The following is a 14,223-nucleotide window of genomic DNA, read 5'->3' as shown; positions in this document are numbered from 1 at the left end:
AAGCAAGCGCGGCATGCCGTTGCGCCGTATGCCCTCGCCCTGACCCTGGGCATCGTCCATTCCGCGGGCGCTCATGCTGAAGAGGAGAGAGATAAATCCGGGGGAGACGCTGAGATAAATCCGGGATACCGCGGGATGGGATGGGATTTATCGGGATGGAATTGCAAGGGCTTTACATTATTTGGCCGGGCAATTTAGCCCGGCCGCATCATCAATAACGGGAGCCGTCTTCGCGGCGGCGTGCAAGCAGCCCTGGCCTGTAGTGGCACTTGGTGCATATTGCGCCGGCACCGAGAATGTCGCTCTCGCTACCCCACGCATGTGCACAAAGCGCCTGCTCGTCAGTGGGGATCCGAACGAAATGCCGACCATCCTCTGTCAGCTTGAGACGATCGAAGTTCACGGGGTCGAGTCCGTCAGCAGGAGTGTTGTTAGGTAGAGAGTCCATAATTTCCTTGTGGCTCAGTGTTGGACCAGTGGTTCTCAAGGCGATTGCGTAGACCCGAACCGGGGCCGCACCGAAGTGCGGATGCACGATAGTCTTGATAGTGTACCCGCGCCACGGCAGCACCAGGTGCAGGTCAGCCATCATCTCTCCACGGGAGCTCCAGCCAACCGGATATGGGAGTGCCATAGGGCAGACGGATTTCCACCAAGGCCATGCAGGCCTGGGGCGCGGCATCCACCAGCCAGCGGACTTGCCAGGACCGAAGCCCGGTTACGCGCTGGCCGTCTTCTACCGTTGCGGGCGTCCAATGGCCCCACTCACTCCCCTCACGCCGCCGGCGCAGGCACGCTACCGCCTCCCCGGCTACAGGGGCGTTTGCGATATGGTGATAAAAGCGGTTCAGCGCTTCGTTGGGCGTAGCCCCTATGGCGTGGTGGAAGCCGTCCGTAATATGCCAATGAGCGGCGCCGAACCGATCGGGATCGCACTCGATTTCCAACTTTCCGGCGCGGGGCCAAGACTGACGCACGGCTACAGGGGCGCGCAGCTTGTACAGCAGGGCGCGCAGGTTCGCTTTCTCGCGTTCGGCAGTTTCCAGGCCGCTGCCGTTGTCGAATGGGCCACCAAGGAACGACCAGGCCGATGCGAAGACCTGCGCCTGTTCCATGATTGCTTCGATTTCTTGATCTACCGCCTGCGCGGCGTTGTTCGGGTTAGTCATTGGTCGGTTCCTTGGTGGTAGCACTACGCGAGCCATCAGCGGAGCAATCCCGGCATGCCGGTGGGCCATCGCTGCCGTTAAGCCCGAGTTCCGACACCGAAAGATGACAGCGGCTGCATACCGGTATCGAAGAGTTCGGGCTTTCCGGCACCCAGAAATGAAAGCCAGCCGCGGAGCGGCATGGATAGGTTTGCAGGCTGCCCAACGGGCGTGGGGTAGCCGTCATACATTCATCGCGAAGGTCGGCGTGCCGACCGCGGCTCGCCGGGTCCCTCGCTTCGAGCCAAACCAAGAAACCCAGAAGCAAGAACAACAAACCGCACAGAACGAGGAAAAAAAGCGAATTGCTTCCACACATTTCTACAGTCCCTCCGCCTGGCCGGGCTGGCCGTTTTCACCACGAGCCGCGCGGCTCGCACGTTGCTTTTCCACCCAACGCCGCTTTCGCTCGGCGGCTTTCGGGTGGTTCTGGTAGCACGCTTTGCACCAGGAATGAGGCACGCCTCTCGACAGAAAGAAAAAGTCTCCATCGGCCGGCCAAAACTCTTTGCACTGGGAACACTGAATTTCTATGCCCAGCTCAGTCTGAATGGATGCGCGTCGCAGTTTCGTCATGCCTTGCTGGCCTCCCGCTTCAACGTGAAGACCAGCGCCTCCCAAGCCTCCAACATCGGATCAAACGTGTTGCGCTGGTAGGCCAGATTCAGCTTGATCTCAATGTTCTTCCGAGTGGGCTGGTCGAGATCGAGCATGCGCGCTTGCTCGAGCATGCGTTCAATGCCCCCGCGCAGGAATCGAGTGGCCCATTTCTTCATGGACTCGATCGTGCGCTCCGCCTGGCGCCCATCAATCCATTGCAGCGCTTCGACGCCCGTAATGCGCTTCACGTATGCAGCCAGAGCCTCCTCTGAGGCGTTTTCGATTGCGCCAAGGTCGTGAAGCAGCAACCACAGCGCTCGGATCTTCTTGCTCGTGGCATGCAGATCAACCGGGCGGCTGGGCCGCGCCTTGAGCCGCACCTTGAAGCCAAAACGCTTGAAGTGGTCCAACGCCTGCTGCAGCTCGGCCGCACTCATCAGCGAGCACGAATCCTTCTTGCCGTCTGTCGCGGCCTGCAGCGCGGCCCGGTAGGTTTCGGTGTCGAGCTTCAACTCGCGGCGAGCGATGTGTACAAGACGTATCAGTCGCTGCCGTTCAGCACCGCGTGTGGTGGAGATCGCCATGCTATCCCCCGTGTCCAAGCATCAACGGCGCGGCATCCGCGCCCACACCCTCGTGCAACTGGACGTCGCGGCCGGCACGGACGCCAGCGGCATGATCGGCCCAGGTATGCCCCTGGTGCTTTACGTGCCGGGCACGCGGCGTAAACTGCTCCAGGCCCGGGTGATTCAACTGCACGTAGGCCAGCACTGCAGCCTCCTGCTCGTCCGTCCGCTCCACGCGTGAAACAAGTTGCCCGACGGCCAGCACCCACCCCTGGCAGAAAACATCAGCACGAGCGGTCTTGCTCTTCGGTCCGCAGCGCCTGAGGTTGTCCTTGATATGTCCCTTGCGCGCTTTCGCCATCAGCCGAAACAGCACCTGCAACGTGTACTGCGCGACATCGACTGCAGGCGAGCAGCCGATCAACAACCATGTCGAGTGACTGCCGAAGAAGCCGGACGAGGCGTGGAGAATCACCTCACACCCGAACGAGTCTGCAACCATCCCAGCCAGTCTCGCCTCGTGCCGGGTGGGCACGGTGGCCCCGGCTGGTACGGGCAGTTCCAAAGCACGTGCGGCCGATACTTCGAGCTCGGACAGGCCGTGCTCGCGCATCAGCGCCTGGGCCTGGCGCAAGGCCGCAGCGGCTTCGGCTGCAACTCCGGATTTTGCAAGTGCCAAACACTTCTGGATCTTGCGGAGAATGTCGTCTCTGTTCATAGCGGTGGATACTCATTCAAGGGGAAACGAAGGGGCCGGCGCTAGGCGCTCGCCCCCTCCTCGGAATCAAGACCTGGTAGTTGGGGCTGCGAGCGCCGCCGTGCCTCAGCCAACATGACGCGATAACGCTGGTACACGTACACGTAGCTCACGCCCAGATGGGCGGCGATTTCCGAGGCGTTTCCCCGGCGTAGGTGCTGCCAGATGTAGGTGTCATGCTCCAGTCGGACGTAGCCGCGATCCTTCGGGAAATAGAGGCTCTGGCCGCTGTAGTGACGGTGCACTAGGTCGACGAGCTCGTCGCCCTTCGTGGCGGCTTCCTCGGCCGTAATCTGGAGGCTGTCCATCAGGTAAACGCCGAAAATCTCGGCCATCTCCTGCAGCGTCTTGTGCCGGCGGCGAACGGAGGGGGGATCGTCGTAGTTGATGGGCATGGGTGGCTCCTGGCGCTTACCGGAACGTCCTGCCAAGCAAGGCGTTTCAGAAAGCGTGCTGTACACGGAAAGGTCAAAGGTGTCCGGGGTCGATCTGTAAGCCCGCCCGGCCAGGCCTGGACCGTCCGCGCATTTACCCGTGCGCGGCCCCCTGATCGCTTGGGGAAGGAGCGGGGTCATACATCCAGCGGGGCGATCTGGACCTTCGCCAAGGGGCGGATAGCGATCACCGGATAAAGCACCGTCCGGGGACCTTCGGAGAATTTCAGATCGATGTGGTCGCCGATTGCGATGGATTCGTTGAGCACCAGCTTTCCGTTCCAAGCGAACGCCTGAAACGGCCGGGTATCGACAATGCGCCCGGCCCTGATATCGAACTCCAGGAAGTCCTGGCCGGCGTCCGCGAGTTCCACTGTCATGCCGTCGATGGGGTTCGGGTCCATGTCACACCACCGCGATATCTAGGCTGATGGCCGTGTACTGGTCGGAATCACCGACCCGCTCGTAGAAGCGCACGTACGGCTTGCTGCTGGCCACGCTGACGCTATCGCTGATCGCTGCCATCGCGCGCTGCCAGCGATCGTCCTTGATGGGAAGGCGGCGCAGGCCCAGCACACGCGCCGTGTTGATCTCCCCCTCACGGTCGACCCGAAACGCATCGTTGACCAAGACCTTGATCTCGTCGCGAGCGCTCTCCGACCAGGATGTAATGCACTCGTCGATCAGGGACTTGGCCGCATGCAGACGTTCGTCGAAAACGAGACGGTCCTGGATCTGCAGCCTGATCATGCGACGGCCGTCGAAAGACGTGAGCGTGAGGTTTCCCTTGATGCTGCGGGACTTCACGCCATACTGCTCCAGGCTCGTCTCGCGAAAGGCTTCGATGTCGCTAAACGCCTGCGCCTTGAACGCAGCCAGGTCGGCACTCTTCGCCTTGGCCTGCGCGATCAGCATATTGATCGTTTGGTCGCGCAGCTTGTCAATGTCCGCGACCATCGCCTCCGGCACATAGGAGCCATCGGCCTTGAGACGAAATCCCGGCGGGATTTCGGGCTGGTCGGGGGCTTGGCCCTCGACGCCGAGGGACGCCCAGGCCGGGACGTCAGCGCTCACGGCATCACCCACGATGCTCGCGATCTGGGTCAGCGCCTCGTGCTTGGAAAGCGTGCTGCCTGACTCATAGTGGCGCACTAGCACCGCCTGGATCTTGTGGATCTTGTGGAGCGCCGTGGCGGCGGCGAACTGGCTTTGATTCATGGTTTCTCCTAGGCGGCGCCCAGCGCCGCGAGCTTCGAAAAAATGGCCTTGCACAGCAGGCCGATAGCGTTGGCCGCGCCCTCGTCGTCCCGAGCGCTCACGCCCTGCAGGTGGTAGATGACGGCGTGCGAAACCTCATGAGGCACGACCTCACGAAGATCGCTGCCGGCCAGAGGTATCGCAACGGTGCCGACCACCCGGTGCCCGTGAGGCGCCGGGTGGAAATACCCGTGAACCACCTTTCCCAAGGCGCGGCGCCGGCCTTCGCGGTATTCCGCGTCGACATCGACGACATGCGGCAGTACGCGGACGCGCAGCCGCACGCCTGCGGCGGCAACCTGAAAGACATGCAAGGCGCGGGCGCGTGCCATCTCAATGCCTCATGGCGCCGTCAGGCAGAAAGGATGCCTTCGTGCGTTCGATCGTCGCCGCGATGACCCGCTCAACCGTCTCTTGGTCACCACGCAACTGCGCATGCATGATCTCCGAGAGGATCCTGCCCATTTCGCTGTAGGCGGCGTCGAGCTTGCAATGCTCGAAGAACAGGTCCATCAGGTTCTTGTTCGCGATGAACAGCTGTTTGCGCAGCTCGTCGACCGATCCGAACGCGTTGGGATTGGCGACGGTGGGGCCGGCCTTAATTTCAACGGTCATGACGCACCTCGCCTCGACGCATAACCAGGCGGACGCCCAAGAACTGAGCAGTGATCCGGCCATCGGCATGGCAAGTGGACGCATCGCACAGCCCGCGAAGGTATTCCGGAGGCATGCCGTGCAAGTCGATCTGGAGGATGGAGGTGCCGCCATCCTCGGGAAACGGCTCTTCGTCGGTCACGGTCAGGCCAAGCGCACGCAGCGCACGCACCGCGGCGTTGGCGATGGCCAACCGCTCGATGCGGACCGGAGTGAAGAACCGCGGCCCGGTGGTGTTGTCGATTAGTTCCATTTCGTCTCCATCACGATGTCGGCGCTCACCGCGGGCGCGCCGTTTTCCGCTGCAAGGTTCATGGCCGCCGTCAGCAGGTTGTGCACCGCCAGCGGGTAGAGGAACGAGCGCTCGGTATGGCCGCGCGGCGTGGGCGGCGACAAACGCTCGCGCAAGGCCTGCAGGCCGTCAGCAGTGACCACCGTGGACAGTTCGACGCCCATCCGCTTGAGGCGGAATTTGAGGTAGTCCTCCAGATGCTCTCCCAGCGGTGGAAGGTTGATGATTTCGCAGCGCTGGACGACTTCGCGCACCGTGGGATCGCGCGGATCGAGCTTCTCTCCGAGTTCGTTCTGACCCAGCAAGATCACGCTCAGGAGGCGCGCAAATCCATCCTCCAGCTCAACAAACCGCTTCAGGTGGCGCAGGGTCGCTTTGGGGAGTGCGTGCGCCTCCTCGATGAGAACCACGTGCCGGACGCCGGTACGATGACTTTCGGCCAGGCGCTTCTCCAGCTGGCGATAACGAGCATCGCTGCTGGCGCGAAGGGGCTCGTGCGGTGCGATCGTGGCCATGATCGCTTCCAGAATCGCGCTGGCCTTCAGCGTCTTCCCCTTGACGTCGTCGGACTCCATTCCGACCACATACGGGCGGATGATCTGGATAGGCAGGTCGGCGCGCTGGACGCGTTCTTGCAGGTCGCGGCGCAAAGTGGTCTTGCCGGAGCCCGACTCACCGACGACCGCGACGAAGCCGCCGCGCTTGCAGGCGTCCATCAGCTGGGCGCGGGTGTACCGCAGCTGCTCATTGGTATAGAACTCGTCGGCGCTACCGACTTCCTCAAACGGGCTGGCGGGCAGCTTGAAATGGCGCAGCGTGTCGCGGTGTAGAATCTGCTTGCGAATCGACATGACATCGTCCTCATTGATGGTGGTGGGCTGTTGATCGGGCGCCACCGCACTGACCTGCGGTGGCGTTTCTTTTTCAAAGGCCACGGCGATCTGTGCATCGGTCGCGCCGTTGTCTTTCAAAAACTTGATGATGGTTTCGCGCAGCCGGTACTGGCGCGCCGCTCGCGGCCAGGTGCCGTAGTTGTTGAGCTGGGCGATCGTCGCCGGGCTGTAGCCAGCGACAGAGGCCAGAAGGCTTTGGGCCAGACCGAGGTCGGCCATGATCCGTTTGAGTTTCAGCGGTTGCTTCATCGCCCTTTCCTATGCGGCGCGCACGATGTGCACGATGGCGGGTTGATCGGATGCCGGCGCCATGCCTGCACGCAGGGCCTCAGCGGCAGCGTCGATGGAGTCAGCGGGAACACCGTTGGGGAACAGCGCCTGAAGGCGCGTGTAATGCTCTGGCGACCAGTCAGGGAACTCCGGTTTGAGTTGCTTGGCCGCTTGAATATGCGAGAGCGGCGGAAGCTGGATCGCGGGTGCGACCAGGTCGTGAGCGCGTCCCCTGCGAGGCATGGCGGTGGGCGCACTTTCCAAGGCCTTGTCGATATGGGCAAACGGATCGATACGCCCGCCGAAGGCCACGGTGCGCGCTTTGCGAGAGGCCTTCGCCTCGGCTTCCGTCGCCGCGCCCGTGGCCAACAGTTCGAGCTCCTTCGCATTCGCCTGCGCCGGCGTGTCCGCATGGCGAGCGTAGTTCGTGCCGATCACGGGAGCGTCGGCGACCATTCCGAAGTCGTCATAGGCAACGCGCTCGATCACGTGATAGGCCTCGTGGCCAGCGTCGTCGCTCATAACTACCTGGGCGGATTCCTGCGCCCATGGGTTCGTGCAGATCAGCAGCTTTTCGCCCACGCACACGCCCGGCACCGTGGCGACGTTGTAGTCCGCGCCGCGATAGCTGACGCGCAGATGGCTGGACACCACCCGGGACTCAGGGGCGCTGAGGGCGAGGGAGCGCAAGAGGTCTGCCGCAGGCGGAATCACCAACTGCTCGGGCGTGATGTGCAGCCAGGCCGAGTCTCGCGTGCGTCGAGTGCGCGTGTGGACGCGGGTGCCATTGAAGTATCGGCGCCAGCGGGTGGCAAGCGCGTTGATTTTCTCCAGGCTGTCGACATTGTCCGAAGGCAGTAGGCGAAGTGTCGACTCGAAGTCGCGCTCGGTAATGTCCTGGGCCTTTTCGACCTGCCCCTTCGCGCGAGGATTGCCGGGTTCGTTGATCTGCACGTGAACGCGCAGCGCCTTGCAGAGGTTCTTGAATATGGCGCTGGTGTTGGCCGAGCCAGGGTCGAGCATCACCATGGTCGGCACACCGTACATGGCCTCTCCGTCACGGCGGTGCATGGCGTCGATCATCACGTCGACCAGGTTGGCCGCATTCTCACCGCCGGTGACATAGCTCGCGTACAGCCAGCCGCTGGTGTGATCGGTGACCACATACCGCCACAGGGACTCATTGATCACGCGGATGACGTTGGCGGGCTTGTTCTTGTAGAACTCTTTGTGGTCCATGAATCGCAAGCCGTTGTCCTTGGTCGACTTGTCCTTGGTCGACGAGCGCGGCAGGTAGAAAAGTACGCACCGCGATGCATCAACCTGCCACACGTGGTTGGGATGCAGGCTGCGCAAACTCATGGCGGGCTCCGGGGCGAGCAGTTGTTCAGGGTGCAGCCGATAGGTGCGCAGGGCCTTGCGGATCGTGGATACCGACAGCGGAGACAGTTCGCCCGTGGCTGGATTCAGGCGCAGAGCTTCGATCATGCCGTTGGCACGCAGCACTTCCACGGCAGCATCGACGCTCTTGAGCATCTTGCCGTTCTTGCGCATGTGCTCCAGCAACACGGCAGCGATGAGCTTGGCCTCTTCAACCGGCAGCGCGGTCTTGCCAGCGTCTGCACGACGCTTGCGCGTTGGTTTGGTGACTAGGTCTCCCAGGCGCCGGTACAGCTTGGCCGGCGACATTTGCAGGCGCGTGGCCGCCTCGGCCACGATGGCGCTCTTGCGACCATGCGGGGCCTCACGCCACGCACGGGCGACCATTGCCAGTTCTTCCGCGATAACGGCGTTGGCGGGGGCTCCCATCCTCGTCCCCTTACTCGCCCTGCGTCCAGGCCGGCAACGTGTCGCTGTCGCCCTTGGGCAGTTCGAACTCGTTGAACAGGTCTTCGATGCGCTGTTGCAGGGCTCGCAGGCCCGAGGCAATCAGCGCAGTACCTTGCGTGCCGCCCTCACCAGCTGCGTTGTACGCGGCGCACAGCTTCTCCAAGCCCTCGGACAGCTTGCCGCTGATGGACGCCTCCAGACCGACGAGCTCGGCTTCAATCTCCGTGTGCAGCCCCACCAGCTGCTCGTTGGGCGTTTCAGCCTTGATACGGCGGCTCGCTGCGTCGCGCTCTTTCTTGAGCACGTCGATCTGGTCGTTCTTTTCCGAAAGCAGCTTCTCGTTGGCTTCCGCCTCGGCGCGTGCCTCGCGCAGCGTTTTGCGCAGTTCCGACACGGACATGTTGGCGACGTCATCGAGCGAGATGCCCGCGACGGTGCCGCCGTCGTTGAGTTCGGCGACCTGGTCGTCGTCGAGCACGAGGAGCTCGATAAGTTTCGACTTGTTACCAGCGGCCTCAATCAAATGGTGCGACGTCGCACCATTTGAGAACTTGAGCGCGGCCTGTTGCATCCGCTTGGCCAGGGTGTGATCGATGTTCAGGCGACCCAGGAATTCGCGCCATTCCCCGTGCGGGACGTGTTCGCGCACCACGATTAGGGCGCGGCCAGCGGCGAGCATCTCATCGGCGCTGCGTGCCAGGTGCGTGCGAATGACATGCTCATAGCGCGGCAGATCGAAAGGCAGGCCATCGCCGAACTGCTTGATCACGAGCGCGGAGCGCTCGGCTGCTTGGGCCTGATCGGCTTCGATGCCGGTTACCGGCTTTGCAGTGTCCTCGGCGACGGAGGAAAGATTCTTCGGACGGGCCATGGGGACTATCCTTTTATGGTGGCTTCGTGGATGGGAGTGACTTCGATGAGCTCCATGCGCAGCGCCTGGGGCTCGGAACTGTGCTTGGCGACCTCATCCAGCACGCGTCGGGCGATCGAGATGGCAACGTGCGCATCAGCCGTCGGGATGCGATTGACGCGGACGCGGCAATCTGATCGGCCGGCGATGTAGATATCGACGGTGCAGTGATGGTCGACCGGGGGGGCCTGGGTCACGACTGCGCCCCTGCGGCGATACGCTGGTTGATCTCGGTGATGCGGGAGGTCATGCGGGCGCAGTGGTCGACGTGGGCCTGCGCAATCTGGAGCATCGCCACGCCGTGCGCGTAGCGGCCGCTGTCGTACTTCACGACCAAGTCCTCGACCATCAGGGTCGCCAGCGCACGCGTGACGTTCGTCGGCGATTCGCCGGTCATCGCCGCGATCTCCTGGTTGGAAAGGCCAGTCAAGGTGTGGCCGCGCAATGCCTTCAAGATGCGTAGCACGCGCTGCGCGCTGTTGATGGGCGCTTCGTTCATATCGTGAACTCCGTAGTTGCGGGGATGAAGTGGCGGCCTTTGACGGGACGACGCTCGGCGATAAACGCGGCTTCGTCCAGTTGGCGCGCGAGCATATGCAAACGCTCCAACGTCAACTCGACGCCGTTGAACGGACCGCCGTCCAGGACGACCAGAGGACGGTTGTCGGCGGTGCGGGTGTAGGTGACGGCGACCTTCATGCCGCGGCCCGCCGCGCGACCGTGGACTTGAGGCGGCGGTTGATCCGCTTGGGCTGGGCATGGCCGGGCCACAGGACGGAAACGGGCTGGCCGATCAGATCGGCGATCGCGCGCTCGATGCGCGCAGACCGAGTGCGGCCGGAGATAACTTCGAAGACGGTCGTGGGTGCGACCTTCAGCTTGGCGGCCAGCGCAGTGGGCGTGGTGCCCTTCATACGAATCGAGGCCTTGATCAATTCAGGATGCATGGCGTCTGCTATCCTCGCGGGGTGTTGTTTTAAGGGTCAGGAACCGGGCGGGTTCTTGAGGCTCAATTGTTGTGCATTTAAATGCACAAGTCAAGGGGTGCTATCTGTGTCTTTTAATGCTCAAGAAGCCGGCGCCAGGCTCAAGCAAGAAAGGGAACGCCTCGGCTTGTCCCAGCAGCAGGCCGCCAACGCCGTAGGGATTCGCCGCGAAATGTGGGCGAAGTACGAGGGCGGTGCGGAACCGGGAGCGAAGACACTTGCCGGCATGTCTGCATGCGGCGTCGATATCCTGTACGTACTCACTGGAAACCGCAGCTTCACGCCGCCAGATCCGATAGCGCCTGAGCATCGCGCGCTGATCTCCGACTACGATGCGTGTTCATCCAAAGACCGAGAGGCGTTGCGTCGCACCGCAGCGGCAATGGCGCTGGGTGGAGGTGTGGGCCACGCTCCGACCAAGGTACGCAAGATCGACATCTTTATTGAAGAATCATCCGGTCCTGTCGCAAAAAAATTGAAGCAGCGCGATACGGTGATAAGTGTGGGGAGGAAGAAGAAATGAGCGTCGCGATTAAGCTGGCCAGCCTCGTAGTTCATCGAGTGCGAAAACTTCGTGTCTCCATCGAGGCGCCCGGACCACTTTCGACCTTAAAAAAAGCGCGACGGCTGCAATGTCAAGGTCAGGTGCTGGTTGGAGCTCTGTTGGCCACAGCCGCATTGCAAGCCGCTGCACAAGGCTGGACCATCACACCTGATACGGAGTTGGTTGAATACACCAAAAAGAAGGAAGCAGCCGAGACGCTGGCACGAGATGTTCGGAAAGAGGTGGAAGCTGCGCTTCCACTGCTGCGCGCCTATTGGCAGAATGGGCTTTCTCCAGCGGTGCCAGCGCAGGGCAAGAAGTTCGCCGCGTTGGTGCGGCGTGCTGACGAACTATCTGAGCCGTTTGGGCCGTTCGCGAGCTGCCGCGGGGTGGCCATATTCGCCCAGCAACTGTGGCAGAGCCACCTCGGAAGCCAGCTTAAAGCGGACGTGCTCTACAGCGCTTGGCAAGCCTACAGTGAGGGGCTGCGCGATTGCCAGTTGAGCATCGACGTCCCTCCCGCAGAAACCATTACTGTAGAGGGCCCGGCAGAACGCGGCGATGAGCTGCCGGCGAGTTGTCTAGTTGCTGGCAAAAACACGTGGACATGCCCTGCGTCGCTGCGATCCGCGATCGAAGCGGCAAACCAGAAAAGATAATAGGTTCTTGTTTGTAAAGTTTCGCGGTAAATCCGTTTAATAGCACCCCAGGCGCGAGGGCGGCACGATGCAGGTTCATTCTGCTTGCCGCCCTTTTATTCGTCCTGGAGTGCTGCCATGTCGTCTTCGCAAACGCGCGAACCCAACCCCCGCATCCCATTGTGGAACCGGCTGCCGCGCCTCACCACGTGGCTCATCATCGCCGCGTTGCTGGTCGCCGCGATCGGCATTGTTTCCCCCCAGCAGGTCCCCGTCGTCATCTACAAGCTGAACCTCGTCAGCCTGGCCGCCGCCGGTGGCTACTGGATCGACCGCGCGCTCTTTCCCTATGGTCGGCCGGACGGTTACCTGCTGCGTGATTGGCGATGCGGCCCGTGTATCGGGACACACCGCGTCGACTACCCCATCGCTGACGGCTACCATCATCTCTTCATGGTGGCGACTATCCGCCGTGCCGTCATCACGGCAGCGGTCATCGTGGCTGTGGCGCTGGGGCTGTAATGCGCCGCATGTTTCTTGGCTTTGGGCAGTTGCTCGCGCTGTTCGCAGCGAGCTGCACGGCGTTGCCCGCGCCGGCCGCCGATGTGCCCCGGATGGCGCACCAGTACCGAGCGGAACTGGTGCGTAATGCCCGTCTGGTTTGGGGCATGGATGCGCCTGTCGCGACGTTTGCGGCGCAAGTGCACCAGGAGAGCGGTTGGCGTCCCAACGCAGTGTCGATGGTCGGCGCCCAGGGGATGGCACAGTTCATGCCCGCTACGTCCGCATGGATCGCTGAGCTGTACCCCGAGCTGGCCTCCAACACGCCGTTCAACCCCTCGTGGGCGCTCCGTGCGCTAGTGACCTATGACCGGCATCTCTATGAGCGCATCCGGGCGCGTGATGCTTGTGAGCGCATGGCGATGACACTGTCGGCCTACAACGGCGGCCTGGGCTGGATCTCGCGCGACCAGAAACGAGCATCGAGTTCGGGACTCGACCCGCTCGTGTGGTGGAGGTCGGTCGAGACAGTCAATTCGGGCCGCTCTGCGGCCAACTGGCGCGAGAACCGGGGCTATCCCGATCGCATCATCCGCCGCCATCAACCAATCTACGTCGCCGCGGGCTGGGGCCCTGGAGCATGCCAATGAATCCGACCGTGCTGGGATGGGCGCTGACCATTTGCCTCGCCGCAGGAGGCGCTGGCTACTGGTATGGCGAATCGAAGGGACATGAGCGCGGGGTCCTCGAAACGCAATCGGCGCACGATTCGAGTCAGGTTGCCTCGCTGACGGATGACCTGCGCGAGGTACGTGCGAGCGTCGAAGAAGGCGCCGCGGTCAGCAAAGACGTGCGGACCGCGCTGAACGGTCTCGAACTGCAGAACAAGAACTCGAACACGGAGTTGAAAAATGCGATCGCGAAATCTCGCGTCCCTGGTGCTGTCGTGTGCCGCTTCGATGCTGACAGCATGCGGATTCTCGGCGCCGCGGCCGACCGTGCCGATGCACTTGCAGCCGGCGGTCTCGCTGCCGGCGGAACTCGCCGCGCGCTGCCAGCCGGTGATACGGCCGGTCGATGACACCGATGCCGCGGCGGCGCTCGCTCTCGAAGGCATGTACGGCCTTTACGGCGCCTGCGCAGCCAAGCACGTAGATACCGTGGACTACATCAACAAGCCAGCGGGGAAACGGTGAAGGTCGAACTGGAACTATGGCAGCTCATTTCGCTGCTGCTGTGCTTTATCGGAGCCTGTGCCGGTGCTGGGAGAGTGCTGTTGGCGCAGATCCTTCGGCACCTGGATCTTCGGTTCCAGGCACAGGACGCGGCGCGCTCGGCAGACCATCGGCAGGTCCAGGTCCGACTCGACAAACTTGAGGAGTCGGCCAAGGCCGAAGCCGGTGAATGGCAACGTCTCGAGCGCGAGGTCCTCGAGATGCAGCGGGACATCGCATTGAACTACGTCCGACGCGAGGACCACATCCGCGGCCAGAGCATCGTCGAAGCCAAACTCGACGGCCTGGCAGTGAAGATTGAGAACCTGCAGTTGCGGGGAGTTTTAGATGGGAAACCACATGCAAATTGACCTGGCCCGTGCCCGCCGCGAATCGCTTCGCTGGCTCATCCTGCTCACGCTGAACAATGCCCGTCCGATCGGGGCGTTTGAAGGGCCGATCTTGTCGGTCGCGCAATCCGAGTACCCGGATGCGACGCCGCTGGAGCTCCGTCGTGAGCTGGACTATCTATTCGACCGCGACCTGGTCAAGCTGGAAAAGCGCCCGGACGGCAAATGGTTCGCCGACCTGACGCGGTACGGCACCGACATCGCCGAGTACACGATCAACTGCGAGCCGGGAATCGCTCGCCCTGCCAAGTACTGGTAA

At 62.5% G+C, this 14,223-nt stretch carries 25 protein-coding genes; 8 read left to right on the top strand and 17 right to left on the bottom strand.

The window, feature by feature from the left end; genetic code table 11:
- A partial coding sequence (locus ACN6PJ_RS27920; RefSeq protein WP_427998995.1) for a hypothetical protein occupies positions 1-198 on the top strand: 198 nt, incomplete at its 5' end.
- A 13-nt stretch (positions 199-211) separates the two neighbouring features.
- On the opposite strand, the gene ACN6PJ_RS27915 is transcribed toward ACN6PJ_RS27920, so the two are convergent.
- The 17 genes from ACN6PJ_RS27915 to ACN6PJ_RS27835 form a co-directional block, all read right to left on the bottom strand.
- The gene (locus ACN6PJ_RS27915; RefSeq protein ID WP_241049014.1) at positions 212-589 is read right to left on the bottom strand and encodes a hypothetical protein; all 378 of its coding nucleotides are present in this window, start codon (positions 587-589) and stop codon (positions 212-214) included.
- Entirely contained in the window at positions 582-1,169 is a 588-nt protein-coding gene (locus tag ACN6PJ_RS27910; RefSeq protein WP_241049015.1) for a hypothetical protein, read from the bottom strand. Before ACN6PJ_RS27910 ends, ACN6PJ_RS27915 begins: the two co-directional genes overlap by 8 nt.
- A gap of 611 nt (positions 1,170-1,780) precedes the next feature.
- On the bottom strand, positions 1,781-2,392 hold the full coding sequence (locus ACN6PJ_RS27905; RefSeq protein ID WP_427998994.1) for a gp16 family protein: 612 nt from the start codon (positions 2,390-2,392) through the stop codon (positions 1,781-1,783).
- 1 nt (position 2,393) lies between these two features.
- Entirely contained in the window at positions 2,394-3,092 is a 699-nt protein-coding gene (locus ACN6PJ_RS27900) for a DUF7168 domain-containing protein (protein ID WP_174715676.1), read from the bottom strand.
- 41 nt (positions 3,093-3,133) lie between these two features.
- The gene (locus tag ACN6PJ_RS27895; RefSeq protein WP_174715677.1) at positions 3,134-3,526 is read right to left on the bottom strand and encodes a Mor transcription activator family protein; all 393 of its coding nucleotides are present in this window, start codon (positions 3,524-3,526) and stop codon (positions 3,134-3,136) included.
- A 176-nt stretch (positions 3,527-3,702) separates the two neighbouring features.
- Positions 3,703-3,969, bottom strand: a complete 267-nt coding sequence (locus tag ACN6PJ_RS27890) for a hypothetical protein (protein ID WP_174715678.1) — start codon at positions 3,967-3,969, stop codon at positions 3,703-3,705.
- Between the two features lies 1 nt (position 3,970).
- Positions 3,971-4,783, bottom strand: a complete 813-nt coding sequence (locus tag ACN6PJ_RS27885; protein ID WP_343499615.1) for a DUF3164 family protein — start codon at positions 4,781-4,783, stop codon at positions 3,971-3,973.
- Between the two features lie 8 nt (positions 4,784-4,791).
- Positions 4,792-5,154 (bottom strand): hypothetical protein, encoded by a 363-nt coding sequence (locus ACN6PJ_RS27880; protein ID WP_174715680.1) that lies wholly within the window; start codon positions 5,152-5,154, stop codon positions 4,792-4,794.
- Between the two features lies 1 nt (position 5,155).
- Positions 5,156-5,437 (bottom strand): hypothetical protein, encoded by a 282-nt coding sequence (locus ACN6PJ_RS27875; RefSeq protein ID WP_427998993.1) that lies wholly within the window; start codon positions 5,435-5,437, stop codon positions 5,156-5,158.
- Complete coding sequence (locus tag ACN6PJ_RS27870) at positions 5,427-5,729, bottom strand: hypothetical protein (RefSeq protein ID WP_427998992.1); 303 nt, start codon at positions 5,727-5,729, stop codon at positions 5,427-5,429. Before ACN6PJ_RS27870 ends, ACN6PJ_RS27875 begins: the two co-directional genes overlap by 11 nt.
- Positions 5,720-6,910: an ExeA family protein gene (locus tag ACN6PJ_RS27865; RefSeq protein ID WP_174715683.1), complete on the bottom strand. Its 1,191-nt coding sequence runs from the start codon at positions 6,908-6,910 to the stop codon at positions 5,720-5,722. The genes ACN6PJ_RS27870 and ACN6PJ_RS27865 overlap by 10 nt, the downstream gene beginning before the upstream one ends.
- Positions 6,911-6,919: 9 nt before the next feature.
- Entirely contained in the window at positions 6,920-8,740 is a 1,821-nt protein-coding gene (locus ACN6PJ_RS27860) for an integrase catalytic domain-containing protein (protein ID WP_427998991.1), read from the bottom strand.
- 10 nt (positions 8,741-8,750) lie between these two features.
- The gene (locus ACN6PJ_RS27855; RefSeq protein ID WP_174715685.1) at positions 8,751-9,632 is read right to left on the bottom strand and encodes a DUF3102 domain-containing protein; all 882 of its coding nucleotides are present in this window, start codon (positions 9,630-9,632) and stop codon (positions 8,751-8,753) included.
- A gap of 5 nt (positions 9,633-9,637) precedes the next feature.
- Positions 9,638-9,868, bottom strand: a complete 231-nt coding sequence (locus ACN6PJ_RS27850) for a hypothetical protein (RefSeq protein WP_174715686.1) — start codon at positions 9,866-9,868, stop codon at positions 9,638-9,640.
- Complete coding sequence (locus tag ACN6PJ_RS27845; RefSeq protein WP_174715687.1) at positions 9,865-10,170, bottom strand: helix-turn-helix domain-containing protein; 306 nt, start codon at positions 10,168-10,170, stop codon at positions 9,865-9,867. Before ACN6PJ_RS27845 ends, ACN6PJ_RS27850 begins: the two co-directional genes overlap by 4 nt.
- Positions 10,167-10,370, bottom strand: coding sequence for a hypothetical protein (locus ACN6PJ_RS27840; protein WP_427998990.1), 204 nt, complete (start codon positions 10,368-10,370; stop codon positions 10,167-10,169). The genes ACN6PJ_RS27845 and ACN6PJ_RS27840 overlap by 4 nt, the downstream gene beginning before the upstream one ends.
- Positions 10,367-10,618: a helix-turn-helix domain-containing protein gene (locus ACN6PJ_RS27835; RefSeq protein WP_174715689.1), complete on the bottom strand. Its 252-nt coding sequence runs from the start codon at positions 10,616-10,618 to the stop codon at positions 10,367-10,369. The genes ACN6PJ_RS27840 and ACN6PJ_RS27835 overlap by 4 nt, the downstream gene beginning before the upstream one ends.
- A gap of 106 nt (positions 10,619-10,724) precedes the next feature.
- On the opposite strand from ACN6PJ_RS27835, the gene ACN6PJ_RS27830 reads away from it, so the two are divergent.
- The 7 genes from ACN6PJ_RS27830 to ACN6PJ_RS27800 all read left to right on the top strand — a co-directional run bounded on the left by ACN6PJ_RS27830 (position 10,725) and on the right by ACN6PJ_RS27800 (position 14,223).
- The gene (locus ACN6PJ_RS27830) at positions 10,725-11,180 is read left to right on the top strand and encodes a helix-turn-helix domain-containing protein (protein WP_174715690.1); all 456 of its coding nucleotides are present in this window, start codon (positions 10,725-10,727) and stop codon (positions 11,178-11,180) included.
- On the top strand, positions 11,177-11,860 hold the full coding sequence (locus ACN6PJ_RS27825; RefSeq protein ID WP_427998989.1) for a hypothetical protein: 684 nt from the start codon (positions 11,177-11,179) through the stop codon (positions 11,858-11,860). Before ACN6PJ_RS27830 ends, ACN6PJ_RS27825 begins: the two co-directional genes overlap by 4 nt.
- 117 nt (positions 11,861-11,977) lie before the next feature.
- Complete coding sequence (locus ACN6PJ_RS27820) at positions 11,978-12,361, top strand: putative holin (RefSeq protein ID WP_427998988.1); 384 nt, start codon at positions 11,978-11,980, stop codon at positions 12,359-12,361.
- An 8-nt stretch (positions 12,362-12,369) separates the two neighbouring features.
- A complete protein-coding gene (locus ACN6PJ_RS27815; RefSeq protein ID WP_427998997.1) occupies positions 12,370-12,990 on the top strand; it encodes a transglycosylase SLT domain-containing protein in 621 nt (206 codons plus the stop codon).
- On the top strand, positions 12,987-13,421 hold the full coding sequence (locus ACN6PJ_RS27810) for a hypothetical protein (protein ID WP_427998987.1): 435 nt from the start codon (positions 12,987-12,989) through the stop codon (positions 13,419-13,421). Before ACN6PJ_RS27815 ends, ACN6PJ_RS27810 begins: the two co-directional genes overlap by 4 nt.
- Positions 13,422-13,532: 111 nt before the next feature.
- On the top strand, positions 13,533-13,925 hold the full coding sequence (locus tag ACN6PJ_RS27805; protein ID WP_427998986.1) for a hypothetical protein: 393 nt from the start codon (positions 13,533-13,535) through the stop codon (positions 13,923-13,925).
- Positions 13,915-14,223, top strand: a complete 309-nt coding sequence (locus ACN6PJ_RS27800; RefSeq protein ID WP_174715696.1) for a hypothetical protein — start codon at positions 13,915-13,917, stop codon at positions 14,221-14,223. The genes ACN6PJ_RS27805 and ACN6PJ_RS27800 overlap by 11 nt, the downstream gene beginning before the upstream one ends.

It is taken from the genome of Achromobacter sp., assembly GCF_050285585.1.
In the GTDB taxonomy this organism is placed as follows: Bacteria; Pseudomonadota; Gammaproteobacteria; order Burkholderiales; family Burkholderiaceae_B; genus Achromobacter.
Note: the sequence above shows the minus strand (reverse complement) of the source record. Positions and strands in the feature narration are given on the sequence as shown.